The organism is Acidovorax sp. GW821-FHT10A04, assembly GCF_059415825.1.
Genome location: NZ_JBWKNZ010000012.1, coordinates 96,937 through 121,241, shown reverse-complemented (window position 1 = coordinate 121,241; position 24,305 = coordinate 96,937). Strand labels below are relative to the sequence as shown.

At 70.2% G+C, this 24,305-nt stretch carries 25 protein-coding genes; 13 read left to right on the top strand and 12 right to left on the bottom strand.

Annotated features, from left to right (window positions below; all coding sequences use genetic code 11):
- Positions 1–8: 8 nt before the first annotated feature.
- The 3 genes from AC07PF_RS23350 to AC07PF_RS23340 form a co-directional block, all read right to left on the bottom strand.
- Positions 9–1,550, bottom strand: coding sequence for a TRAP transporter large permease (locus AC07PF_RS23350; protein ID WP_007853416.1), 1,542 nt, complete (start codon positions 1,548–1,550; stop codon positions 9–11).
- Positions 1,551–1,668: 118 nt separating this feature from the next.
- Positions 1,669–2,208, bottom strand: a complete 540-nt coding sequence (locus AC07PF_RS23345; RefSeq protein ID WP_007853420.1) for a TRAP transporter small permease subunit — start codon at positions 2,206–2,208, stop codon at positions 1,669–1,671.
- A gap of 192 nt (positions 2,209–2,400) precedes the next feature.
- Positions 2,401–3,513: a substrate-binding domain-containing protein gene (locus tag AC07PF_RS23340; RefSeq protein ID WP_494613454.1), complete on the bottom strand. Its 1,113-nt coding sequence runs from the start codon at positions 3,511–3,513 to the stop codon at positions 2,401–2,403.
- A 49-nt stretch (positions 3,514–3,562) separates the two neighbouring features.
- Here AC07PF_RS23340 and AC07PF_RS23335 point away from each other — a divergent pair, with 49 nt between their 5' ends.
- The 4 genes from AC07PF_RS23335 to AC07PF_RS23320 are packed head-to-tail and all read left to right on the top strand — an operon-like array spanning position 3,563 to position 6,722.
- Positions 3,563–4,300: an ABC transporter permease gene (locus AC07PF_RS23335; RefSeq protein WP_494613453.1), complete on the top strand. Its 738-nt coding sequence runs from the start codon at positions 3,563–3,565 to the stop codon at positions 4,298–4,300.
- Positions 4,301–4,338: 38 nt separating this feature from the next.
- The gene (locus AC07PF_RS23330) at positions 4,339–5,055 is read left to right on the top strand and encodes an ABC transporter ATP-binding protein (RefSeq protein WP_494613523.1); all 717 of its coding nucleotides are present in this window, start codon (positions 4,339–4,341) and stop codon (positions 5,053–5,055) included.
- Positions 5,052–5,885: an ABC transporter substrate-binding protein gene (locus AC07PF_RS23325; protein ID WP_494613452.1), complete on the top strand. Its 834-nt coding sequence runs from the start codon at positions 5,052–5,054 to the stop codon at positions 5,883–5,885. Before AC07PF_RS23330 ends, AC07PF_RS23325 begins: the two co-directional genes overlap by 4 nt.
- Positions 5,886–5,900: 15 nt before the next feature.
- Positions 5,901–6,722 (top strand): molybdate ABC transporter substrate-binding protein, encoded by an 822-nt coding sequence (locus AC07PF_RS23320; RefSeq protein ID WP_494613451.1) that lies wholly within the window; start codon positions 5,901–5,903, stop codon positions 6,720–6,722.
- A 7-nt stretch (positions 6,723–6,729) separates the two neighbouring features.
- Here AC07PF_RS23320 and AC07PF_RS23315 read toward each other — a convergent pair whose 3' ends face one another.
- From AC07PF_RS23315 to modA, 7 genes are all read right to left on the bottom strand, one after another.
- On the bottom strand, positions 6,730–7,209 hold the full coding sequence (locus AC07PF_RS23315) for a DUF2269 family protein (RefSeq protein ID WP_007853439.1): 480 nt from the start codon (positions 7,207–7,209) through the stop codon (positions 6,730–6,732).
- Positions 7,206–7,577, bottom strand: coding sequence for a DoxX-like family protein (locus tag AC07PF_RS23310; protein ID WP_494613450.1), 372 nt, complete (start codon positions 7,575–7,577; stop codon positions 7,206–7,208). The genes AC07PF_RS23315 and AC07PF_RS23310 overlap by 4 nt, the downstream gene beginning before the upstream one ends.
- Complete coding sequence (locus AC07PF_RS23305; RefSeq protein ID WP_494613449.1) at positions 7,574–8,710, bottom strand: saccharopine dehydrogenase family protein; 1,137 nt, start codon at positions 8,708–8,710, stop codon at positions 7,574–7,576. The genes AC07PF_RS23310 and AC07PF_RS23305 overlap by 4 nt, the downstream gene beginning before the upstream one ends.
- Positions 8,707–10,416, bottom strand: a complete 1,710-nt coding sequence (locus tag AC07PF_RS23300) for an EAL domain-containing protein (protein ID WP_494613448.1) — start codon at positions 10,414–10,416, stop codon at positions 8,707–8,709. Before AC07PF_RS23300 ends, AC07PF_RS23305 begins: the two co-directional genes overlap by 4 nt.
- Before the next feature lie 174 nt (positions 10,417–10,590).
- Positions 10,591–11,685, bottom strand: a complete 1,095-nt coding sequence (gene modC, locus AC07PF_RS23295) for a molybdenum ABC transporter ATP-binding protein (protein WP_494613447.1) — start codon at positions 11,683–11,685, stop codon at positions 10,591–10,593.
- On the bottom strand, positions 11,685–12,365 hold the full coding sequence (gene modB / locus AC07PF_RS23290) for a molybdate ABC transporter permease subunit (protein WP_494613446.1): 681 nt from the start codon (positions 12,363–12,365) through the stop codon (positions 11,685–11,687). The genes modC and modB overlap by 1 nt, the downstream gene beginning before the upstream one ends.
- Positions 12,366–12,397: 32 nt before the next feature.
- Positions 12,398–13,156: a molybdate ABC transporter substrate-binding protein gene (modA, locus tag AC07PF_RS23285; protein WP_494613445.1), complete on the bottom strand. Its 759-nt coding sequence runs from the start codon at positions 13,154–13,156 to the stop codon at positions 12,398–12,400.
- Positions 13,157–13,284: 128 nt separating this feature from the next.
- On the opposite strand from modA, the gene AC07PF_RS23280 reads away from it, so the two are divergent.
- Entirely contained in the window at positions 13,285–13,920 is a 636-nt protein-coding gene (locus AC07PF_RS23280; RefSeq protein ID WP_494613444.1) for a LysE family translocator, read from the top strand.
- 18 nt (positions 13,921–13,938) lie between these two features.
- Positions 13,939–14,718, top strand: coding sequence for a TOBE domain-containing protein (locus AC07PF_RS23275; protein WP_494613443.1), 780 nt, complete (start codon positions 13,939–13,941; stop codon positions 14,716–14,718).
- Positions 14,719–14,725: 7 nt separating this feature from the next.
- Here AC07PF_RS23275 and AC07PF_RS23270 read toward each other — a convergent pair whose 3' ends face one another.
- Positions 14,726–15,880, bottom strand: a complete 1,155-nt coding sequence (locus AC07PF_RS23270) for a helix-turn-helix domain-containing protein (RefSeq protein ID WP_494613442.1) — start codon at positions 15,878–15,880, stop codon at positions 14,726–14,728.
- 219 nt (positions 15,881–16,099) lie between these two features.
- On the opposite strand from AC07PF_RS23270, the gene AC07PF_RS23265 reads away from it, so the two are divergent.
- Genes AC07PF_RS23265 through AC07PF_RS23235 form a run of 7 tightly spaced genes read left to right on the top strand, consistent with a single transcriptional unit; the run spans position 16,100 to position 23,793 of the window.
- Complete coding sequence (locus AC07PF_RS23265; protein WP_494604945.1) at positions 16,100–16,570, top strand: (2Fe-2S)-binding protein; 471 nt, start codon at positions 16,100–16,102, stop codon at positions 16,568–16,570.
- A gap of 37 nt (positions 16,571–16,607) precedes the next feature.
- Complete coding sequence (locus AC07PF_RS23260) at positions 16,608–18,995, top strand: xanthine dehydrogenase family protein molybdopterin-binding subunit (protein ID WP_494613441.1); 2,388 nt, start codon at positions 16,608–16,610, stop codon at positions 18,993–18,995.
- A 13-nt stretch (positions 18,996–19,008) separates the two neighbouring features.
- On the top strand, positions 19,009–19,800 hold the full coding sequence (locus AC07PF_RS23255; RefSeq protein ID WP_007853463.1) for an FAD binding domain-containing protein: 792 nt from the start codon (positions 19,009–19,011) through the stop codon (positions 19,798–19,800).
- Between the two features lie 4 nt (positions 19,801–19,804).
- On the top strand, positions 19,805–20,713 hold the full coding sequence (locus AC07PF_RS23250; protein ID WP_494613440.1) for an AAA family ATPase: 909 nt from the start codon (positions 19,805–19,807) through the stop codon (positions 20,711–20,713).
- A 1-nt stretch (position 20,714) separates the two neighbouring features.
- A complete protein-coding gene (locus AC07PF_RS23245) occupies positions 20,715–21,932 on the top strand; it encodes a vWA domain-containing protein (protein ID WP_494613439.1) in 1,218 nt (405 codons plus the stop codon).
- A gap of 39 nt (positions 21,933–21,971) precedes the next feature.
- The gene (locus tag AC07PF_RS23240) at positions 21,972–22,655 is read left to right on the top strand and encodes an SRPBCC family protein (protein WP_494613438.1); all 684 of its coding nucleotides are present in this window, start codon (positions 21,972–21,974) and stop codon (positions 22,653–22,655) included.
- Between the two features lie 58 nt (positions 22,656–22,713).
- Positions 22,714–23,793: an XdhC family protein gene (locus tag AC07PF_RS23235; RefSeq protein ID WP_494613522.1), complete on the top strand. Its 1,080-nt coding sequence runs from the start codon at positions 22,714–22,716 to the stop codon at positions 23,791–23,793.
- 8 nt (positions 23,794–23,801) lie between these two features.
- Here AC07PF_RS23235 and AC07PF_RS23230 read toward each other — a convergent pair whose 3' ends face one another.
- Positions 23,802–24,305 carry a low molecular weight protein-tyrosine-phosphatase gene (locus AC07PF_RS23230; RefSeq protein WP_494613437.1) on the bottom strand — a complete coding sequence of 168 codons (504 nt, stop codon included), beginning with the start codon at positions 24,303–24,305 and terminating at the stop codon, positions 23,802–23,804.

The window sequence follows — 24,305 nt, the reverse complement described above, 5'->3', positions numbered from 1 at the left end:
TTGCGTTCTCACTGCTTGGCGTCGGAGCCCGCAGGCGCCGCGGCAGCCGGTGCGGCATCCGAGGCCGCCGGAGCGGGGTCACCGAACGGGTTCTCACCCGCGCCCGAGGAGTTGGAGTCGGAGTTCATCAGGTCGTCGGCGGGCACCTCGATCTGCACCTTGTCGGTGTCGATGACCTCGGCCTTGGGCAGGAACATGGTCACCGTCTGGGGCACGAAGATCACGATGGTCACCAGCAGCAGCTGCATGATCACCCAGGGGATCGCGCCCATGTAGATGTCGCTCGACAGGATGGGCTTGGGAATGCGCCCCTCCTTGAACAGGGTGTTGGAGATGCCGCGCAGGTAGAACAGCGCGAAGCCGAAGGGCGGGTGCATGAAGCTGGTCTGCATGTTCACGCACAGCAGCACGCCGAACCAGATCAGGTCGATGCCGAGCTTGTCGGCCACCGGGCCGAGCATGGGCAGGATGATGAAGGCGATCTCGAAGAAGTCGAGGAAGAACGCCAGGAAGAAGATGAACAGGTTCACCGCGATCAGGAAGCCGATCTGCCCGCCGGGCAGGCCCGACAGCATGTGCTCGACCCACTTGGCGCCGTCCACGCCCTGGAACACCATCGAGAACACGCGCGCACCGATCAGGATGAACACCACCATGGCCGTCAGGCGCATGGTGCCCTGCATGGCTTCCCACATCAGGGCCCAGGTCAGGCGCTTGTGGATGGCTGCCAGGATCATGGCGCCCACCACGCCCATGGCGCCGGCTTCGGTCGGTGTGGCGATGGCGGTGTCGATACCCGGCAGGCCGCCCATGGAACCCAGCACGGCGAAGATCAGCAGCGCCGAGGGAATGATGCCGCGCAGGCACTTGAGCCACAGCTTGGCGCCGGACATGGTGCGCGCTTCCTTCGGGATGCCGGGGATGTAGTGGGGCTTGAACACTCCCAGCATGAAGGTGTAGCCCGCGAAGATCAGCACCTGCAGGATGGAGGGGCCCCAGGCGCCGCGGTACATGTCGCCCACCGAGCGGCCGAGCTGGTCGGCCATGACGATCAGCACCAGCGAGGGCGGCACCAGCTGGGTGATGGTGCCCGAGGCGGCCAGCACGCCGGTGGCGTAGCGCATGTTGTAGCCATAGCGCACCATCACGGGCAGCGAGATCAGGGCCATGGCGATCACCTGGCCGGCCACGGTGCCGGTGATGGCGCCCAGGATGAAGCCCACGATGATGACTGAGTAGCCCAGGCCGCCGCGCACGGTGCCGAACAGCTGGCCCATGGAGTCGAGCATGTCCTCCGCCAGGCCGCACTTCTCGAGGATGGCGCCCATGAAGGTGAAGAACGGGATGGCGAGCAGCAGTTCGTTGCTCAGGATGCCGAAGATGTTGATCGGCAGGTTGGACATGAAGACGGCCGGGAACCAGCCCATCTCGATGGCGAAGAAGCCCGAGGCCAGCCCGAGGGCGGCCAGGGAGAAGGCGACGGGGAAGCCGATCAGCATCACCAGCACCAGCCCCGCGAACATGATCGGGGCAAAGTTTTCCATATGCATTTTGTTGTTCCTGAGTATCCGGGAATGGGGGCGCAGTCGGTGCGCTAGCGGGCGGGGCGGGCCGGCGGGCTGCGCAGGGAGGACTGCTGTGTCACGATGGGGTGTTCATCGGCCCTGGTTATTGCACCGGCTTTTCATAGTGGGTGTTCATCTGGTAGATGCCTTGCAGATGGGCCACCCGCTTGACGATCTCGGAGACACCCTGCAGGAACATCAGGCCAAAGCCCACCGGCAGCAGCAGCAGCGCGGGCCAGCGGATCAGGCCGCCCGAGTTGCCCGACATCTCGCCCGAAACGAAGCCACGCAGGAAGAAGGGCCAGCTCAGGTAGGCGATCAGGCCCATGGCCGGCAGCAGGAACAGCGCCAGGCCCATGATGTCCACGTAGACCTGCTTGTTGCCGCGCAGCTTGCCGTAGATGATGTCCACGCGCACATGCTCGTTCATGTACAGCACGAAGGGTGCGCCCATCATCACCGTGGCGGCGAACAGGTACCACTGGATCTCCAGCCAGGCGTTGGAGCTGTAGTCCAGGCCGTAGCGGACGAAGGCATTGCCCGCCGAGATCATGGCCGCCGCAAGCACGGTCCATGTTGCCACCTTGCTGAGCTGGCTGGAGATCCAGTCCATGCCCAAAGCCAATTTGAGAAGTGCTGACACCTTGTGTCTCCTGGGGTTTTGAAAAGAGCGCAGACGCACCCGAAGCGCTGCCGGGTGTCTGAAAGTAACGCGGATGGTACCCCCTGGGCGCTGAAGAAAGCCTGACGCGCGGGGATAGGGTTTTCCTCAGGCACCCCCCACCGGCGCCTTGCCAGTGCGGGCCTTGCCGCCTGGGCGCCCGGCTTTGCGGCGTCAGGTCCGTGCAGGCTTGGGCCGGGCAAACTGCCACCAGGGCAGCACGGCGCTCATGGACAGCACGTCGCCGCAGTGCATGGGCGCATAGCCGGGCAGGGCCGCCATCTGCGCCTGCCAGGCCGTGGTCTGCAGCAGGTCGCGCAGCGCCTGGGTGGCCGGCTGCTCCAGCGTGGATTTGAGGCAGGCCAGGTGGTAGCGCTCCTGCGCCAGGGGCACGAAGCCCAGGCCCCGGGCGTGGGCCGCCAGCTCGATGCCCATGCCCACGTCGGCCGCGCCGGCCGCCACCGCCTGGGCCACGGCCGTGTGCGAGGGTTCGTGGCGCTCATAGCCCTGCAGGTCGCCAGGGCCGAGACCCGCTTGCGTCAGCAGGTCGTCCAGCAGCACGCGCGTGCCGGTGCCCAGGGGCCGGTTCACGAAGCGCACGCCCGGGCGGGCCACGTCGGCCAGCGTCTGCAGGCCCAGTGGGTTGCCGCGCGCGACGATCAGCCCCTGGGTGCGCTGGGCAAACCCGATGATCTTGTGGCGCCCCGGTCGCAGCAGCGGCTTGTAGGTGCGGGCGGCCAGCGAATCGGCGGCGGGTGTCTCCCGCGTATGGAAGCCGGCAATCGTGCACCGGCCTTCGTTGAGCGCGCGGATCGCATCCACGCTGCCGGTGAAGCGGATGTCCAGGTGCAGCGCGCCGGTTTCGCCCGGCGTGGCCGCATAGGCACGCAGCGCCGCCAGCGCATCGTCATGGCTGGCATACATGGTCAGCACATGCGCCTGGTCGTCGAAGGCCACGGCGAAGGCCCGCTCCAGGTCGGCATGCAGGGCGGCGATCTGCGGCGCCAGCCGGGCCTGGGCCTGGCGTTCGGCCCACAGCAGCTTGGCGCCGAACTCGCTGAGCTGCGCGGACTGCCCCTTGCCCCAGATGATCAATTCACCGCCCAGCTGCTCCTCCCAGCGCTTGAGGGCGCCCCAGACATGGCGGTAGGACAGCTTCAGCGCACGCGCCGCGCCGGAGATGGAGCCCTGCTCGGCCACCGCCTGCAGCAGTTCGGGCAGGGGGTTGCGGATCTGGGTGTCGCCCGCATCGCGGCTGAGCGTGTAGTGAAGTTGGACCCTATGCACGGCCGTTCATATCGCTGGAGAAGAAGGAGGTCCATACGATAGCCCAAGCATGTCCACCCTGACGCAAAGCGCCGCCACCGCCCTTGAACTGACCCTGTCGGGGGATCCGGCGCTGTGGACCATCGTCGGCCGCTCCCTGTCGGTCAGCGCCACGGCCTGTGCGCTGGCCTGCGCCGCGGGCCTGGTGCTCGGGGCCTGGCTGGGCGTGGCCCGGTTCGCCGGCCGGGGGGCGGTGCTGGCGGTGCTCAACACCCTGCTCGCCGTGCCCTCGGTGGTGGTGGGGCTGGTGGTCTACCTGCTGCTGTCGCGCAGCGGCCCGTTCGGTGCGCTGGGCTGGCTGTTCAGCTTCAAGGCCATGGTGCTGGCCCAGGCCATTCTGGTGCTGCCGGTGGTCACCGCGCTCACGCGCCAGGTGGTGGAAGACGCCGAGCGCGCCCATGGCGAGCAGCTGCGCTCGCTGGGGGCCGGCCCGTTGCTGCGCAGCCTGCTGCTGGCCTGGGACGAGCGCTATGCGCTGCTCACGGTGCTGATCGCCGCGTTCGGCCGCGCCATCTCCGAAGTCGGCGCGGTGATGGTCGTGGGCGGCAACATCGATGGCTTCACCCGCGTCATGACCACGGCCATCGCCCTCGAGACCAGCAAGGGCGACCTGCCGCTGGCGCTGGCGCTGGGCCTGGTGCTGCTGGGCGTGGTGCTGGCACTGAACGTGCTGATCGCGCTGCTGCGCCGCTGGCGCGAGCGGGTCGATGGCGGTGCCTCCGACGCTCTGGCGGGGGTGGCGGCATGAGGCATCCCGAGCCCCAGCCCGTGGCCATGCCGCCCGTCCTGTCCCCGCTGATCGAACTGCAGGGCGTGGCCGTGCGCTACGGCCGCGTGCAGGCGCTGGCCGACATCGACCTGCGCATTGCCCCGGGTGAGCGCGTGGCCCTGGTGGGGGCCAACGGCAGCGGCAAGAGCACCCTGCTGCGCGTGCTGCACGGCCTGGTGCCGCCCAGTGCCGGCCAGGTGCGGTGCGACGCGGCGCAGCGCCAGGCCATGCTGTTCCAGCGCCCGCACATGCTGCGCACCAGTGCCCAGAACAATGTGGCGCTGGCGCTGTGGCTGCGCGGCACGCGCTGGCGCGAGGCCCGGGCCCAGGCCCTGGTAGCGCTGCAGCGCGTGGGGCTCGAGGCCATTGCTGCGCAGAACGCGCGCACCCTGTCGGGCGGCCAGCAGCAGCGCGTGGCGCTGGCGCGCGCCTGGGGCCTGCGGCCCGGCGTGCTGCTGCTCGACGAGCCCACGGCCAGCCTGGACCCGCATGCCAAGCGCGAGGTCGAGGGCCTGATGGCCGACCTGGCAGGCAGCGCGGTGCAGGCAGGCGGCAGCATCCAGGCGGTGACCATGGTGTTCAGCAGCCACAACCTGGGCCAGGTCAAGCGCCTGGCCAGCCGCGTGGTCTACCTGGAGCAGGGCCGCATCGTGGCCGCCCTGCCGGTGCACGAGTTTTTCAACGGCCCCCTGCCGGAGGCCGCGCGTTTGTTCGTCAAAGGAGAAATAGGATGAGACAACCCACGATGGCCCGCCGCCACCTGCTCTTGGTTCCCTCTGCGGTCGCACTGGCCCTGGCCCTGTCGCATGGCGCGGCATTTGCGCAGGCCACGATCACCATGGCCTCCACCACCTCCACCGAGCAGTCGGGCCTGTTCGGCCACCTGCTGCCGGAGTTCAAGAAAGCCAGCGGCATCGACATCAAGGTGGTGGCCCTGGGCACCGGCCAGGCGCTGGACATGGCGCGCCGCGGCGATGCCGACGTGCTCTTCGTGCACGACCAGGTGGCCGAGGAGAAGTTCGTGGCCGATGGCTGGGGTGTCAAGCGCTACCCGGTGATGTACAACGACTTCATCCTCGTGGGCCCCAAGGCCGACCCGGCGGGTACGCAGGGCAAGGACATCGTCGAGGCCCTGAAGAAGCTGGCGGCCGGCAGCGCCCCCTTCATCTCGCGCGGTGACAAGAGCGGCACGCACGCCGCCGAGCTGCGCTACTGGAAGCTCGCGGGCGCCGAGGCGGCCAAGGGCGGCGGCTACAAGGAATGCGGCTGCGGCATGGGCCCGGCGCTGAACATCGCTGCCTCCAGCGGCGCTTACGTGCTGGCCGACCGCGGCACCTGGCTCAACTTCAAGAACCGCGCCGACATGGTGGTGCTGGTCGAGGGCGACACGCGCCTGTTCAACCAGTACGGCGTGATGGTGGTCAACCCGGCCAAGCACCCGCAGGTCAAGGTGCAGGACGCGCAGAAGTTCGTGGACTGGGTGGTCTCACCCAGTGGGCAGGCCAGCATCGCCGCCTACAAGATCGGCGGCGAGCAGCTGTTCTTCCCCAACGCTGGCAAGTAGGGGTGGGCCCGCGCCATGCACCGCTGGATGCCCAGGGCCCAGGCGGCGGGGGCCATGCTGGCCATGGCGGGCTGCGCTAGCCCGCCGGCCGAGCCGGCCGCTGCGCCCGCGGCGCTGCAGGTCTATGCTGCCGGCAGCCTGCGCGAGGTGTTCACCGAGGTGGCCGCCGCGCACCAGGCGCGCACGGGCCAGCCGGTGGAACTGAGCTTCGGCGCCTCGGGACTGCTGCGCGAGCGCATCGAGCAGGGTGCGCCGGCCCAGGTGTTCGCGTCGGCGGATACGCAGCACCCGGCACGCCTGGCGGCCCGGGGCGGCTGGCAGGCGCCCGTGGTGTTCGTGCGCAACGGCCTGTGCGCCCTGGCCGCCGAGCAGGTCCGCACCACCCCCGCGACCCTGCTGGCCACCCTGATGCGGCCCGATATCCGGCTGGGTACCTCCACGCCGCTCGCCGACCCCTCGGGCGACTATGCCTGGGAGCTGTTCCGCCGTGCCGAGGCGGTGCAACCGGGGGCCTTCGCGGTGCTGGAGGCCAAGGCATTGCAGCTCACCGGCGGTGCCAGCTCGCCCAAGCCACCCGCCGGGCGCGGCACCTATGCCTGGGTCATGGAGCAGGGGCAGGCCGATGTCTTCCTGACCTACTGCACCAACGCCATGGCCAGCCAGCGGGAGCTGCCGCGCCTGCAGGTGGTACAGGTGCCGCCCGCGCTGCAGGTGGGCGCCGCCTACGGCGTGTCGGTGCGTTCGGGGGCTCCGCCTGCAGCGCATGCATTCGTGCGCGCACTGCTCTCGGAATCCGCCCAGGCGGTGTTCAAGCGGATGGGCTTTGCGGCGCCCTGACCGGCGTTCAGAATTCCAGAGAAGGCTTGGCCACCATGAGGTAGAACACCACCACCATGGCCACGAAGGCCGGGTAGCCCAGCGCCTCCCACCAGCGGGCGTAGCGCCAGTAGGTGGGGGGCAGGGCGTCGCTGCCGGCGTCGGCCGCCTGCTGGGCCAGTGCGCGCATGCGCAGCTGCAGCCACACCACGGGCAGCCAGCACAGGCCGGCCAGCACGTACAGCGCGAGCGAGACGGCGAGCCAGGGCGTGGACAGGGGCAGGCCTGCCATGTGCGCCATGGCCAGCCCCGTGGCGGGCTGGATGAACACCGTGGGCGTGGTGAACCACCAGTCCGCCCGCACCACCAGCCGCGCCACCACGGCCTGGGCCTGCAGGTTGCCGCTGCGGTTGGCAAAGAACATGTAGTAGGCCGAGCCCAGGCCCGTGCCCACCAGCAGCACGCTGGAGACGATGTGGATCCACTTGAGGGTCAGGTACAGGCTCATGGTCGGGGGTCGTCGCGCAGCAGCACCACCAGGATGGCGGCGATGGGCAGGTTCTTGGTCAGCGGGCCGAAGGGGTGCAGCCACCACCCGGGCTCGATGGCGGTGGCCAGCAGCGTCATCACCCCCATCAGCAGCAGCGCAGCGGCATAGGCCACGCGGCCGGGCCACAGAGCGATCCACAGGCCCACCACGGCGTCGGCGGCGGCGCCGGCCAGCACCAGGGCGGTGACGATCTGTGGGCTGTTGAAGGGCAGGGTGGCCAGCAGCTGGCGGCTTTGGCCGTCGAGCTCCCAGACGCTGACGACCGCCGTGGCGAGCCAGACGAAGACCAGGCTGTAGCGCAGCAGGCGGCGGTGGGCGTCGCTCATGGTGCTGGGGCCTCTTCTTCCACCACGTCCGTCACCATGCCCCATTTCGTGAACTCGGGCGCAAAGGCCGCCAGCGGCAGCAGGCTGGTGCTGGTGTGGGCGCCGACCGGAAGGACGGCATGGTCTCGCGCGAGCTGGCGCGCCAGCAGGATGGCGGCCATGCAGGGGATCTCGGGGCCGTGGTCGTTGTCGGCGGCGATGTGCCAGGCTCGGCGCCGCGGTGCGCCCTGTGCATCGGCACCGGCCACGCGCACCACCATGCCGCCCAGCGGCGTGCCCAGGAAGTCGAACACCCCGCCCGTGCGGTGCATGAGCCCGGCCAGGCGCTCGGGGCGCCGCAGCACGCCCCAGGCGCGCAGCGCGGCGATGGCAGCGAAGGCGCGCTGGGCCAGACCCACTTCGAGTGCGGCGCGAAAGTCCACCCGCTGCGTGACGCGGTAATGGGCCGGCAGCAGCTCCAGGTCGGGGATGTCGCAGACCGCCGCCAGGCGCGGGCGCAGGCGCTGGAACCGCACCAGGGTGGGCGCCGCCCAGCCGAGCCGGTTCTGCCAGCGGCCGTCCTCCCAAACGGGGATGGCCTCGCCGCAGTAGCTGAGCACGGCTGCCAGGGTGGCCTGGCCGCGCGGCGCGCGCTGGGCCGGGGCGATGCAGATGTCGATGCTGTCGATGCGCTGCCAGCCGGCGCACAGCTGGTCCACCACCGCCGAGGACAGGGCCGGCACCGTGCTGGCGCCGCAGACCGCCGTGCGCCCCGCCGCCGTGAACCGGGCGTTCAGGGCCGCCGGGAAGTCACAGACGAAGCGGCGCCCGTCGGCCAGGTCGATGTAGTGCGCACCGGCTTCGGCGGCCGCCTCGGCCACCGCATAGCCCTGCGCCTGGAACGGCCCTGCCGTGTGGACCACCAGGCCCACGCCGAGCGCCCTCAAGGCCTGCACCAGGCCGGGCGCGCTGTGGTCCAGCGCGACGCCCTGGGCACCCGGGCCCAGCGTGGCCGCCAGGGCCTGGGCCTGGCCGGCGCTGCGGCCGGCCACCAGCAGGTGGATGCTCGGGTCGCCGGCCAGTGCGCGGCAGATGCGGGCGCCGAAGTTGCCATAGCCCCCCAGCACCAGGGTGGTCAGTGCAGCAGTGCTCATCGGCGGGCCCCTTGGGGCTGCATCCATGCGGCAGCCGCCGCAGGGGGGGCGTGGGGTTCGGGGGATTCCGGGGATTCGGTCGTGTCCGCCTGGGCCCGCAGTGTGGCCAGGTGCTGGGGCCACTGGGCCTGGTTCCAGCCGGGCACGTCGGCAGCCGGCATGGGCCTGCAAAAGACATAGCCCTGGATGGTGGGCAGGCCACAGGCCGCCAGGGTCTGCAGCTCGGCCGGGCTCTCGACCCCTTCCACCACCACCGACAGGCCGAACTCGCTGGCCAGCGCGCCCACGTGCCGCAGCAGCGACTGGCGCCGCGGGTCCTGGGCCAGTTGGCGCATGAACAGGCGGTCGCATTTGATGCCGGCAATCGGCAGGTCGGCCAGCATGCCCAGGGAGGAGTAGCCGGCGCCGAAGTCGTCCATCAGCACGCCCACGCCGATGGCCTGCAGTCGGCGGATGGATTCGAGCATGCGCGGGCCGCTGGCGATCAGTGCGTGCTCGGTCAGCTCCAGCTTGAGGGCGCTGCCGGGCAGGGCACGGCGCGCGAGCTCGGCCTGCAGCCAGGGCGCGAAATCCTCTTCGAGCAGGGTGGCCGGTGCCACGTTCACGCTGAACTTCGCAGCCGCCATGCCTGCGCTGCGCCATTGGCAGGCCCAGGCCATGGCGTTGGTCAGGATCAACCGGTCCACCAGGGGCGTCTTGCCCTGCAGTTCGCAGACCAGCAGGAAGGCCTCGGGATGGATGGGCCCCAGGAGCTCGCTGCGCACCCGCAGCAGCGCCTCGAACTGCACCTCGCCGCTGTCCAGGTCGGCAATCGGCTGGAAGTGCAGGACCAGTTGCTCGGGCAGCAGCAGCTGCGGCAGCTGGTCCGCGATCAGCGACAACTGGATGTCTCCCTCGGGCGCCTGCACTTCGTAGCTGGAGGTGCGCATCAGCGACAGGCCGCGGCGCAGCAGCTGCTGGCGCGCCTGGTCGAAGCGCATGTTGCTCAGCTGCTCGGTGGCGATGGCCATGCCGAACAGCAGCACGATCACCAGCAGCGCCACCCCGTCGGTGGGCGCGGCGCTGTCGGGCCATTCCAGGGGAAAAGTGTTCACCAGCAGCCAGTGCAGCACCAGGATGGCGGCGCCGGCCAGGAGCTTGTCCTGCCATTTCTGGGGAATGTAGATGCGCGTCAGGGCCTTCATCTTGGCCGCGCGGTGGCGTATGGAGGTGTAGGCGGCGATGCCGATGGCCGTGGCCAGGGCCAGCACGACGGCCAGGCCGTTCACCCGCGCATAGCTCGATACGTAGCCTTCGGAGATGGTGAAGTGTGCGGCCAGCATGCCCAGCGACAGCCCGGTCCCGGCCAGCAGGATGCGCGCCTTGCTGGTGCTGGTGCTCAGCGTGGGGACCGTCAGCCGCGCACTCAGCGCCATGATGACCAGGCCCGTGAGCGCGGGCACCAGGCCCAGCATGTGGCCGGCCAGCTCGGCATACATGAGCATGCCCACCACGTCCAGCGCCCACACGACGCAGCCGATGCACAGGGCGGCATGGGATGCGCTGATGCGCCGGCTCGACGGGTCGATGGCAAAGGCCGTGTGCTCCACGAGCCGCTGGCACACGTGCACGACCAGCGAGGCGAAGATCCAGAACAGCAGGCTGTGCAGCAGCGGCGGAAAGCCCACCGCGAACACCTGCGTGGCGTCATGCCCGATTGAAAACATCCTGACCCTTCCCCCCAAAATCTTGTGCAGTCATCATACGACCTGCCCATGTCGGGGCGGCTGGACCCAGGAACTGGGCCGCCATTTCAGCGGTGCATGGCGCTGCACGCCATGCCCGCGCCGCGAAACTGGCACGGCCCAAGCCAGTGCTGCTGCGCGGCGCCACAGGGGGCATCAATTGACGATGGCGACGCCCTTGACCTGGGCGAAGACGGCCTTGCCCGGCACCAGTGCCAGGGCCTGGGCCGAGCGCTGTGTCACCCGCGCCAGCAGCCGCGTGGGGCCGGCATCGAGCGCCACCATGCACTGCCCGGGACTGTCGGCGTCGACCTGCACCACCGTGGCGGCCAGGATGTTGAGGATGCTGGTGTCCACCTGCTCGGCCAGGGTCAGGCTCACATCGCGCGCCTGGATGCGCAGGCGCACCGGCGTGCCGGCCGGCCGCTCCGTGGGGCTGGCCAGCAGCAGCTGGCCGCCGGCGAACTGCACGCTGGTGATGTGGTCGTGCGCGTCATGGCGCAGCACCGTGCCCTCCACCACCGAAGCCGCTGCATCGCCGTGCGCCAGCGGCAGGTCCAGGCGCACCAGCATGTCCTCGGTGCGCCCGCTAGCCAGCACCCGGCCGTCCTGCATCAGCACCATGTGCGCGGCCAGGCGCGCCACCTCGTCGATGGCGTGGCTCACGTAGAGCACGGGTATCTCCAGCGCCTGGTGCAGCCGTTCCAGGTAGGGCAGCACCTCGGCCTTGCGTTGGGCGTCCAGCGCGGCCAGGGGCTCGTCCATCAGCAGCACGCGCGGGCCGGTGGCCAGGGCGCGGGCCATGGCCACTCGCTGGCGCTCGCCGCCCGAGAGGGCATGGGGCCTGCGGTCCATCAGGTGGGCGATGCCCAGCAGGTCCACCGCCTGGTCCAGCGCCACGGTGTGCTGCCGCTCCCGGGGCGTGCGCCTGCGGCCATAGTCGATGTTGCCGCGCACGCTCAGGTGCTCGAACAGGCTGGCCTCCTGGAACACATAGCCCAGCGCGCGCTGGTGCGTGGGCCGCCAGATGCGCTGGCCGTCGTCCTGCCAGACCTCGCCGTTGACCACCACGCGGCCCGGCTCGGCCCGCGCCAGCCCCGCGATGGCGCGCAGGCTGGTGGTCTTGCCGCAGCCCGAGGGGCCGAACAGGGCGGTGACGCCGCGCCCGGGCAGCGTGAGGTCCACATCGAGCGTGAAGCCGCCGGGGCGGGTGAGCACCAGGCGGGCGGAAATCTGGTCGTCTGCAGCCATCAGGACACCATGGACGCGCGGCGGCGCGTGAGGTTCAGGCCCAGCAGCACCAGGAAGGAGAAGGCCACCATGCCGCCCGCCAGCCAGTGCGCCTGGGTGTATTCGAGGGTTTCCACGTGGTCATAGATCTGCACCGAGACCACGCGCGTCACGCCCGGGATGTTGCCGCCCAGCATGAGCACCACGCCGAACTCGCCCACCGTGTGGGCAAAGCTCAGGATGGCCGCGGTGATGAAGCCCGGGCGCGCCAGCGGAAGTGCCACGGTGAAGAACCGGTCCAGCGGCCCGGCGCCCAGCGTCGCTGCCGCCTCGAGCGGCCGGGTGCCGATGGCCTCGAACGCCGCCTGCAGCGGCTGCACCGCGAACGGCAGCGAATAGATCAGCGAGCCCGCCACCAGCCCCCAGAAGGTGAAGGGCAGGGCGCCCACGCCCAGCCACTGCGTGAACTGCCCGATGGGCCCGTTGGGGCCCATGGTCACCAGCAGGTAAAAGCCGATCACCGTGGGCGGCAGCACCAGCGGCAGCGCCACCACGGCCGACACCGGCCCGCGCCAGCGCGAGGGCGTGTGCGCCAGCCACCAGGCCAGCGGCGAGCACAGCACCAGCAGCAGCGCCATGGTGGTGCCCGCGAGCCGCAGCGTGAGGCCGATGGCCGCAAGGTCGGCGCTGGAAAAGGGCATGGACAGTGGAGAGGGATCGTGCAGGGAACTGGTTAGAAACTATAGCCGTAAGATTTGATGATGGTTTTGGCCTTGTCGCCCTTGAGGTACTGCATCAGCGCCGTCGCCGCCGCATTGCCCTTGCCGGTCTCCAGCAGCGCCGCATCCTGGCGGATCGGCTCGTGCATGTCTGCCGGCACCTGCCAGGCCGAGCCCTGGGCGATCTTGCCGTCCACCATCACCTGCGACAGCGCCACGAAGCCCAGTTGCGCATTGCCCGTGGCCACGAACTGGTAGGTCTGCGCAATGTTCTCGCCCTGCACGAAGCGCGGCTGCAGCGTGGCGGTGAGCCCGAGCTTGTCCATCACCTGCGTGGCGGCCAGGCCGTAGGGGGCCAGCTTGGGGTTGGCGATGGCCAGGTGCTTGAAGTCGCCGGTCTTGAGCACGGCGCCCTTGGCGTCCACATAGCCGTCCTTGGCGCTCCACAGCACCAGCGTGCCGATGGCGTAGGTGAAGCGCGAGTTGGCCACCACCTTGCCTTCGCGCTCGAGCTTGGCCGGCGTGGCGTCGTCGGCCGACAGCAGGATCTGGAACGGTGCGCCGTTGGTGATCTGCGCATAGAACTTGCCCGTGGCACCGAACGACAGCTCGGCCTTGTGGCCGGTGTCGGTCTCGAAGGCGGCCGCGATCTTCTGCATGGGCGCGGTGAAGTTGGCGGCCACGGCCACCGACACCTGCTCGGCATGGGCCGTGGCGGCGGCAGCCAGGGCCAGGCTGAGAACGGAGAGGAGGCGGGTGGTGGGCATCTGCATGGCGGTAGGGCGCGCAAGCGCTGTTCATTGATGGAATAGCGAAAGTATAAAAGCAGGCGCCGTGGCGCGCTGGCAGCCCTTGTGGCGCGTGGCGGTATTCGGGCCGCATCCCCTACACTGTGTCCACCATGCTGATGTTCCCCACCGAAATCCTTGCCGCCTACCTTGTTGCCGTGATCGTCGTGGTCTTTGCGCCGGGGCCGGACAACATCCTGGCCATCAGCCGCGGCCTGAGCCAGGGGCGCCTGGCGGCGGTGCTGTCCTCCATCGGTGCGGGCCTGGGCATCATGGTGCACACGGTGGCTGCCACGCTTGGGCTCACGCTGATCGTGCAGGCCTCGCCGCTGGCCTTCTGGGCCGTGAAGATCGCCGGCGCGGCCTACCTGCTGTACCTGGGGTACAAGGCGCTGACCTCGGGCAACCTGATCTCGTTCGCGCCGGCCGCGCGCCAGCCGCTGGCCAAGGTGTTCGGCGTGGGCCTGTTCTCCAACGTGCTCAACCCCAAGCCGGGGCTGTTCGTGCTGGCCTTCATCCCGCAGTTCGTCGACGCATCGCGCGGCCCCGTGGCCACCCAGATGCTGGTGTACGGCGCCATCTTCGCGGTGCTCACGGCGATCATCTTCTCGGTGCTGGGCAGCTGCGCGGCGCAGCTCTCGGGCTGGCTGGCGCGCCGCCCGCGTGCCACGAAGTGGCTCAATACCGGCGCGGGCGTCACCTTCATCGCCTCGGGCATTTCGGTGCTGGCACTGGGCAACCGGCGCTAGGCAAGGCACCGCGCCCCGATGCCCGGCAACCCTCCCGTTTCCTTTGCGGGCGCGCTCAGCCATGACATGGCCGACAAGCGCATCGCCATCCTGCGCGAGATCGGCGCGGGCGGCTCGATCTCGCAGGCGGCGCGCGCCGTCGGCGTGAGCTACAAGGCCGCCTGGCAGGCGCTCGACACCCTCACCAACCTGGCCGGCACGCCCCTGGTGGACCGTGCCGTGGGCGGTGCCGGCGGCGGTGGTGCGCAACTGACCGACGCCGGCCACCAGCTGCTGGCCGCGGCTGACGCCATGGCCGAAGCGCGCAGCGCCGTGCTGGCCCGCTGGGAGGGCAGGGCGGGCCCTGCGGCAGCGCGCCTGGCGGTGCGCACCAGCATGCGCAACCAGTGGCCCTGCACGGTGCAGCGGTTGGAGCCTCTGGGCCAGATCGTGCGCGTGCACCTGGGGCGGGCCGAGGGTGAGGAGGTGGCCTTCCTCAGCGCCCGCATCACGCTGGAGAGTGTCGAACTGCTGGGCCTTGCGCCCGGCCTGGCGGTGCAGGCCCTGTGCAAGGCCACGGCGGTGCGCGTGGAGCGCGCCGGCAAAGACATGCCACTAGGCCAACCCGGCATCTGCCGCCTGCCCGCCAGGGCAGTGCGCGTGGTGCGGGGAGCGTCGGGGGATGAAGTGTCTGCGGAGCTGGACGGGGGCGTCCAGATGGTGGGCTTTGCTGCCCCCGACAGCGGCCTGCGTGCCGGCAGCCGGGTGCTGGTGGTGGTGGAAGACAACGCGGTGGTGATCGCGCTGGCCCAGGGCTGAGCGCGACTCAATGCCCCTTCGGGGCTCCCAACTTGCGGTACACCGTGGCCCGGCTGATGCCCAGGGCGCGCGCCGCCTCGGCCACATTGCCGCGCGCCTCCTGCACCGCCTGGCGGATGAGCGCGGTTTCCGCCGCGCGCAGCGGTGCCGCCGCCACGGCAGGCGCCGGCGTGGGGGGCAGCAGGGGCCGCAGGATACTGCCCTGCCGGGGCGCCAGCGCCAGGCCCTGCAGGCGCAGGCCCGACCACAGTGGCAGGTCCAGCGGCGCGGCGCCCGCATTCTGGCGCTGCGCAGCATCGAACAGCAGGGCCCAGGGCAGGGCCAGCAGTTCACTGGCATGGGCCCGGGTGCCCGGCGCGCGCAGCGGCTGGGGCACCAGCTGGCGCGCCGTGCGGTTGCTGCCCAGCAGGTAGCCGTCGGCGTCCAGCAGCACCAGGCCGTCGCCTTCGCCGCCCAGCGTGCTGCCGGGCCAGTTCAGGCGCAGCAGCAGGGCATGGGGGCGCTGCAGCAGCAGGGCGTCCTCGATGGCGCGGGCCGAGCGGTCCACCAGGTGGCGCAGTTCGGGCCGTTCGGGCACGTCCACGCCCGTCAGGTCCAGCATGCCGGCGCAGCGGCCCTCGGGGTCGAACAGCGGCGCACCGGCGCAGCTGTAGTGGGTGTTGTCGTCGAAGAAGTGCTCGCCCCGGTGCAGCCACACGGGCTGCAGCTCGGCCAGCGCGGCGCCGATGGCGGTGGTGCCCACGGCCGCTTCCGACAGGTCGATGCCCACGCGGCCAATGGCATGCACGCGCGCGTCGCGGTGGTCGATGGCGCCCTGTACGTCCACCACCACGCCGCGCGCATCGGTGAGCACCGCGAAGTAGTGCATGCCGGCAATGGCCCGCGTGAGGTGGCCCAGCACCGGCTGCGCGGCCTGCAGCAGATGGCGGTGCTGCTCGGCCACGCCGCGCAGCGTGGCCGCGCTCACTTGGTCGAAGGCCACGCGCTGGCGCGGCGACTGGCCCTGCGCCAGGCAGCGCTGCCACGAGCGCACGATCCAGGGCTCGATGCCCAGCGCGGCCGGCACCTGGCCCTGGCTGAACAGGGCGGTGCGGGCGCGGGCGATCAGGGCCTGGCGCTCGTCGGGTGGTGGCGTGACGGCAGCAGCAGCGGCGGACAGCATGGCGGACTCCCGTGGGGTGGCGGGCCGGTGCACCCACTGCGGGGTGCTTCGGTGTGCAGTGCGCATGATGCGCGGGCGGTGCACTGCAACATGTTTCATTTTGAGAATATCCGCCGCCGCGCGCCGCCAAGCTAGGGTTGACCCTAGGAATCCGGCCCCGCGCCCGGCCCAAGATGCGGCTTGCAGATCCAGCCAACACCCTCTCGAGGAGACAGCCAGATGCAAGTCCAGTTCACCGTCAACGGCCGTGCGGCCAGCGTTGATGTCCCCCCCAACACCCTGCTGGTCCACGCGCTGCGAGAGCACCTGCTGCTCACCGGCACGCACGTGGGCTGCGACACCAGCCAGTGCGGCGCGTGCACTGTGCACGTCAACGGCCGCGCGGTTAAATCCTGCGCCATGCTGGCCGTGCAGGCCCAGGGCGCCGAGGTGCAGACCATCGAGGGCCTGGCCGCAGCCGACGGCACCATGCACCCCATGCAGGCGGCCTTCAAGGAGTGCCACGGCCTGCAGTGCGGCTTCTGCACCCCCGGCATGGTGATGAGCGCGGTGGACCTGTGCACCCACCACCCCAAGGCGGACGAGGGCGAGATCCGCGAGCTGCTGGAGGGCAACATCTGCCGCTGCACCGGCTACCAGAACATCGTGCGTGCCGTCCAGCACGGCCAGAAGGCCATGGCGTCGGCCTGAGCCCCCGTCCAGAACTCACACACCAGGAGACAAGACCATGGGTGCTTCCGACTTTTCCAAGCTGCCGCACATCGGCGAGGCCCTGCGCCGCAAGGAGGACTACCGCTTCCTCACCGGCGCGGGCCAGTACACCGACGACGTGGTGCTGGCCGCGCAGAGCCACGCCGTGTTCGTGCGCTCGCCGCATGCGCATGCGCGCATCAACAGCATCAACACCGACGCCGCGAAGGCCGCACCCGGCGTGCTGGGCGTGTTCGTGGGCACCGACGTGGCGGCCGACAACATCAACGGCCTGCCCTGTGGCTGGCTCATCACCAGCACCGACGGCCAGCCCATGAAGGAGCCGCCGCACCCCATCCTGGCGCAGGGCAAGGTGCGCTACGTGGGCGACCACGTGGCCATGGTCGTGGCGCTCACGCAGCAGCAGGCGCGCGATGCGGCCGAGCTGGTGGAGGTGGATTACGACGTGCTGCCCGCCGTGGTCCACGTGGCCGATGCCGCCGCCGGCAAGGTGGCTGGCGCCGGCCTGCATGACATCGCCGAAGACAACCATTGCTACAAATGGGCCATCGGCGACAAGGGGGCGGTGGACTCGGTGTTCGCCAGCGCCGCGCACGTGACGAAGCTCGACCTGGTCAACAACCGCCTGATCCCCAACGCGATGGAGCCGCGCACGGCCATTGGCTCCTACAGCCGGGCCAACGACGAATACACGCTCTACGTGAGCAACCAGAACCCGCACGTCGAGCGCCTGTTGATGACCGCCTTCGTGATGGGCCTGCCCGAGCACAAGGTGCGCGTCATCGCGCCCGACGTGGGCGGCGGCTTCGGCTCCAAGATCTTCCTGTACGCCGAGGACGTGTGCCTGACCTGGGCCGCCAAGAAGCTCAACCGCAACATCAAGTGGGTGGCCGACCGCAGCGAGGCCTTCCTCTCCGACGCCCATGGCCGGGACCACGTGAGCCATGCCGAGATGGCCATGGACAAGGACGGCAAGTTCCTGGCCATGCGCGTGCACACCGACGCCAACCTGGGTGCCTACCTGTCGACCTTCGCCACGGCCGTGCCCACCATCCTCTACGCCACCTTGCTGGCCGGGCAGTACACCACCCCGCAGGTCTACGTGGAGGTGGACGCCTGGTTCACCAACACTGCGCCGGTCGATGCCTACCGCGGTGCGGGCCGGCCCGAGGCCACCTACCTGCTCGAACGCCTGGTCACGCGCTGCGCGTGGGACATGGGCCTGTCGCAGGACGAGATCCGCAAACGCAACTTCATCACCACCTTTCCCTACCAGACGCCGGTGGCGCTGCAGTACGACGTGGGCGACTACCACGCCTGCATGACCCAGGCCCAGGAGCTGGCCGACGTGGGCGGCTTCGAGGCGCGCAAGAGCGCCAGCGCCGCCAAGGGCTTGCTGCGCGGCGTGGGCTACAGCAGCTACATCGAGGCCTGCGGCATCGCGCCGTCGAACATCGCCGGCGCCCTGGGCGCACGCGCCGGCCTGTTCGAATGCGGCGAGGTGCGCGTGCACCCCACGGGCAGCGTGACGGTGTTCACCGGCTCGCACAGCCACGGCCAGGGGCATGAGACCACCTTTGCCCAGGTGGTGGCGGCGCGCCTGGGCATTCCGGTGGAGAACGTGGACATCGTGCACGGCGACACCGGCCGCGTGCCCTTCGGCATGGGCACCTACGGCTCGCGCTCCATCAGCGTGGGCGGCGCGGCCATCATGAAGGCGCTGGACAAGATCGAGGCCAAGGCCAAGAAGATCGCGGCCCACCTGATGGAAGCCAGCGACGCCGACATCGACTTCAGCGGCGGCGAGTTCAGCGTGCGCGGCACGGACAAGAAGATCCCCTTCGGCCAGGTGGCGCTCACGGCCTACGTGCCGCACAACTACCCGCTCGACAAGCTCGAACCGGGGCTCAACGAAACGGCTTTCTACGACCCGACCAACTTCACCTTCCCGGCCGGCACCTACATCTGCGAGGTGGAGGTGGACCCGATGACCGGCTCCACCCGGGTGGACCGCTTCACCGCGGTGGACGACTTCGGCACCATCATCAACCCCATGATCGTCGAGGGCCAGGTGCATGGTGGGCTGGTGCAGGGCATCGGCCAGGCGCTGATGGAGAACTGCGTGTACGACCGCGAAACCGGCCAACTGCTCACCGGCAGCTTCATGGACTACGCCATGCCGCGTGCCGATGACTTCCCCGAGTTCAAGCTGGGCCATGTCTGCACGCCCTGCACGCACAACCCGCTGGGTACCAAGGGCTGCGGCGAGGCCGGCGCCATCGGCTCGCCGCCCGCGGTGATCAATGCCTTGCTCGACGCCCTGCGCCCGCTGGGCGTGAAGGAATTCGACATGCCCGCATCGCCCCACCGGGTGTGGGAAGCCATCCAAAGTGCCAAAGCCTGAGGAGACGCACACCATGTATGCATTCACCTACGAAACCCCGGCCAGCGTGGCCGATGCGGCGCGCCTGGCGGCTGCTGGCGGCAAGCCCATCGCGGGCGGCCAGAGCCTGCTGCCCTCGATGCGCCTGCGCCTGGCCAACCCCGGCCAGGTGGTGGACCTCAATGGCATTCCCGAGCTGGCCGGTATCCGCCGCGAAGGCAATGCCCTGGTGATTGGCGCGATGACCCGGCATATGGACGTGGCCGCGAGCGCGGAGGTCAAGGCCGCCATCCCGGCCCTGGCCGACCTGGCCGCGCACATCGGCGACCGCCAGGTGCGTGCCCGCGGCACGCTGGGCGGCTCGGTGGCCAACAACGACCCCGCGGCCTGCTACCCCAGCGCCGTGCTGGGGCTGAACGCCACCGTCATCACCGACCAGCGCGAGATCGCGGCGGACGACTTCTTCGTGGGCATGTACACCACGGCGCTGCAGGAGGGCGAGCTGATCACCGCGATCCGCTTCCCGATCCCGAAGCGCGCGGCCTACCTCAAATTCAAGCAGGCAGCCTCGCGCTTCTCGCTGGTGGGCGTGTTCGTGGCGCAGACCGACGCCGGCGTGCGCGTGGCCGTCACCGGTGCCGCCAGCAGCGTCTTCCGCCAGCAGGCGCTGGAAGCCGCGCTGAACCAGGACTTTTCGGTGGCTTCGGCCGCGGCGGTGAAGGTGGACGCCAGCGACCTGAACACCGATATCCACGCCAGCGCCATCTACCGTGCCAACCTGATCAGCGTGCAGACGCAGCGGGCCGTGGCCCAGATGCTGGGTTGACGCCTTGCCACCCGAGCTGGCCTCCATCGACGACCTGGTGCAGGCCCTGCAGCGCGTGGGCTATTTTGCCGACCGGCGCCTGGCGACCGCCGTGTTCCTGGCGCTCCGGTTGCAGCGCCCGCTGCTGCTCGAAGGCGAGCCCGGCGTGGGCAAGACGGCGCTGGCCAAGGCCCTGTCCGAGGTGCTGGCGCGCAGCCTGATCCGCCTGCAGTGCTACGACGGGTTGGAGCAGCGCGAGGCGCTGTACGAGTGGAATTACGCGGCCCAGCTGCTGCACATGCGTGCCGCCGAACTGGAACCAGGGGGCGCAAGAGACATCGAAGCCGAGGTCTACCAGGAGCGCTACCTGATCCGCCGCCCCCTGCTGCAGGCGCTGCAGGCGCCAGCCCCGGGCGCCGTGCTGCTGGTCGATGAGGTGGACCGCGCCGACGAGCCCTTCGAGGCCTTTCTGCTCGAATACTTGGGCGAGTACCAGGTCAGCATTCCCGAGATCGGCACGGTGCGCGCCACGGCCACGCCGGTCACCCTGCTCACCAGCAACCGCACGCGCGACCTGCACGACGCCGTCAAGCGCCGCTGCCTGTACCACTGGCTCGACTACCCCGAGCGTGAGCGCGAGCTGGCCATCGTGCGCGCCCAGGTGCCCGGCGCCAGCGAGGCCCTGGCCGCCCAGGTGGCCGACTTCGTGCACCGGCTGCGCAGCCAGCCCTTTGCCAATGCCTTCCAGCGCGCGCCCGGCATCGCCGAGAGCGTGGAATGGGCCAAGGCGCTGGTGGCGCTCGACACCCTGGTGGTGGACCCCGAGATCGTCTCCGACACCGCCGGCATCCTGTTCAAGCAGCGCGAGGACGTGGCCGCGCTCACGCAGGACATGGCCGCCGAGCTGCTCAAGCCCCAGGACGCCGAGGCCTGAGATGGTGGGCGCTTCCTCCACGGCGGCCGCCTCTCAGCTCGGCGACGCGCGCACCGGCAAGCTGGCCGACAACCTCGCGGGTTTTGGCCGCACCCTGCGCCGCGCCGGTGTGCGTGTGGACGCTGCGCGCATGGCCCTGGCCCAGCAGGCGGTGCTGCTGGTGGGCCTGCAGCGCCAGGACTTCAGCGCCGCGCTGGAGGCCGTGCTGGTCAGTCGCGAGCAGGACCGCCTGGTGTTCCGCGAGCTGTTCGACGCCTACTTCAAGAACCCCAACGTGGCGCAGAAGCTGCTGGCCCAGATGCTGCCCAGCGCGGAATCGAAGGCCGAGCCCGTGAAGCGCCGCCCGCGCGTGAGCGAGGCGCTGGCGCCTGTGCGCGCCGCGCGCAAGGCCCCGCCGCGCGAGGAGGACAAGGTCGACTTCGACGCCGCCATGACCGCCAGCGACCTCAGGCGCCTGCACCATGCGGATTTCAACCAGCTGTCCGCCAGCGAATACCGGCTGGTGGAGCAGCTGGCGCGCGACATTCCGCTGCCACTGCCCGACTTTGCCGCGCGCCGCACCCGCCCCGGTGCGCGCGGCAACCGCCCGCACTGGCCCGGCGCCATGCACCAGGCCGCGCGCACGGGTGGCGAATTCTTGCAGGTGCCGCTGCTGCAGCGCCGCCGCCAGCCCTTGCCGCTCTTGGTGCTGGTGGACGTGTCGGGCTCCATGGAGCGCTATGCGCGCCTGCTGCTGGCCTTTTTGCACGCCGCCACCGCGCCGCGCAGGGCAGGGGCCTTGCGGCGCGACGTGTTCGCCTTCGGCACCGGCCTGACCGACCTGAGCCCAGCCTTTCGCCTGGCCGACACCGATGCCATGCTGGAGGCGGCCAGCCACGCCATCGCCGACTTTGCCGGCGGCACGCGCATGGGCGAGAGCCTGCGCGCCCTGCGCCAGCAGCATGCGCGCCGGCTCGTGGGGCGGCGCACCCTGGTGCTGCTCATCACCGACGGCCTCGACACCGGCGCGCCCGAGCTGCTGGCGCAGGAGCTGGCCTGGCTGCGCCGCCACTGCGCGCGCCTGCTCTGGCTCAATCCGCTGCTGCGCTTTGGCGGCTATGCGCCCACGGCGCGCGGCGCATCGGTGCTGCACCGCGAGGCGCACGGCATGCTGGCCGTGCACGACCTGAGCCGCCTGCAGGACCTGGCCGGCAGCCTGGCGGCCGTGCTGCGGCAATGACGCCACCGACCCGACTGAATCACCGAGGAATCAATCACCATGGAAATGCAAGCCAGCCGCACCCTTGCCGCCAGCCAGAGCCAGGCCTGGGCAGCGCTCAATGACCCCGAGGTGCTCAAGCTGTGCATCCCCGGCTGCGAGAAGATCGAGCCCACGGGCGAGAACCAGTACAGCGTGGCCATGGCGCTCAAGATCGGCCCGGTCTCGGCCAAGTTCGCGGGCAAGATCACGCTCTCGGACATCGTGCCGCCCGAGAGCTATACCATCGCCTTCGATGGCTCGGGCGGCGTGGCCGGCTTCGGCAAGGGCAGCGCCCAGGTGCGGCTCGCAGCGCTGCCGCCCGAGGGCGCGCAGGAGCGCTGCGAACTGCACTACACCGTGCACGCCACCGTGGGCGGCAAGATCGCCCAGCTGGGCCAGCGCCTGATCGACGGCGCCGCCAAGGGAATGGCCGAGGATTTTTTCAAGCGCTTCGACAACGAGATGCAGCGCCGCCATCCGCCCGCCGCGGGGGAGAGTGATGCCGACCCCCCCGACACCGTGCCTACTGAAATCCCCACCCAGCCGGGCGAGGACGCCGGGCCTGCTAGCGGCTTCGTGCCGAGCCAGCGGGCGGGCCTGCAGCCTGCAGGCGGCCCCGAGTCCCAGGGCGGCGGCATGCCCGTCTGGGTCTGGGTCGCCGGCGCCGTGGCCTTGGTCGCGCTGGCCTGGTGGCTGAACTAGCGGTATCCCTCGGCGCACGGAACCGCCGGGCCTTGGGCACAATCTACGCACGATGACGATGGAAAACCTCGATGTGATGGTGCTGCGCTCCCTGCACGGCTGGCGTGCGGCAGGGCGGCGTGCGCTGCTGGCCACGGTGGTGCGCACCTGGGGGTCTTCGCCCCGGCCCGTGGGCTCGATCATGGCGCTGTGCGACGACGGTGCGGTGGTGGGCTCGGTTTCGGGAGGCTGCATCGAGGACGACCTGATCGACCGCCACACCCGCGCCTATGCGCAGGAGCGCGCCGGGGCCACGGGGCACGAACACCGCATTCCCCAGGGCCCGCCGTCCTTCGTCAAGTACGGCATCACGGCCGACGAGGCGCACCGCTTCGGCCTGCCCTGCGGCGGCACGCTGGAACTGCTGCTCGAATACGATCCCGACCCCGCCCGCCTGGCCGAGCTGATCTCCGCGCTTGAAGCCGGGCGCCTGGTGCGCCGCACGGTGCGCCTGGCCGATGGCGCGGTGGCCCTGGCCATGGCCACGGAGCCTGCCGAGCTGGCTGTGGACGGGCAGGAGCTGACCAACACCTTCGGCCCCGAGTACCGCATGCTCATCATCGGCGCGGGCCAGATGGCCGAGTACCTGGCCACCATGGCCCTGTTCAATGGCTTCGCCGTGACCGTGTGCGACCCGCGCGAGGAGTACCGCCATGGCTGGAAGGTGCCTGGCGCCACCCTGGTGAGCGCCATGCCCGACGACGTGGTGGTGGATTTCAAGCCCGACCGGCGCAGCTGCGTGGTGGCGCTCACGCACGACCCCAAGCTCGACGACCTGGCGCTGCTGGAGGCCCTGTCCAGCGAGGCCTTCTACGTCGGCGGCATCGGTTCGCGGCGCAACAACGAGGCACGGCGTGCGCGCATGATCGAGCACTTCGAGCAGACCGAGGCCAGCCTGGCGCGTCTGCGCGGGCCCATCGGCATCTACATTGGCAGCAAGACACCGCCCGAGATCGCCGTAAGCGTGATGGCCGAGATCCTGGCCGTGAAGAACGGCGTGGCCCTGCCGCGCGTGATGGAAGTGGCCCAGGCCAAGAACGACCGCGACGTGGCGCACAACGATCCCGGGCCGCTGGTCTGTGCGGTGGTGAACCGCTGACCGTTGTTTCAGCGGTTGCGGGTCTGCAGCTCCCGCTGCACATGCTTCAGCAACCCCTCGCAGGCATCCTCCACCAGGTCCAGCACGTCATCGAAGCCGGTGGCGCCGCCGTAGTACGGATCGGGTACCACGGGACTGTCCATGCGCAGGCAGAACTCCGTGAGGCGCCGGAGCTTGTGGGCATGCTGGGGCGGGCACAGGTCCTGCGCCATGGCCAGGTTGTCCCAGTCCATGGCGAGAACCAGGTCGTGCGCTGCGAAGTCGGCCAGCAGCATCTGCCGCGCCTTCAGGTCCGACAGGTCGTAGCCGCGCCGGGTGGCGTGCTTTTGCGAGCGGTGGTCCGGTGGCTCACCCGGGTGGTAGTTGTGCGTGCCGGCCGAGTCCACGCGCACCCGGTCAGCCAGGCCCGCCGCCTGCACGCGGTGGCGGAACACGCCATGCGCCGTGGGGCTGCGGCAGATGTTGCCCATGCAGAGAAAAAGGACCGAATAGCCGGTTGTTGTTGGTGCCAT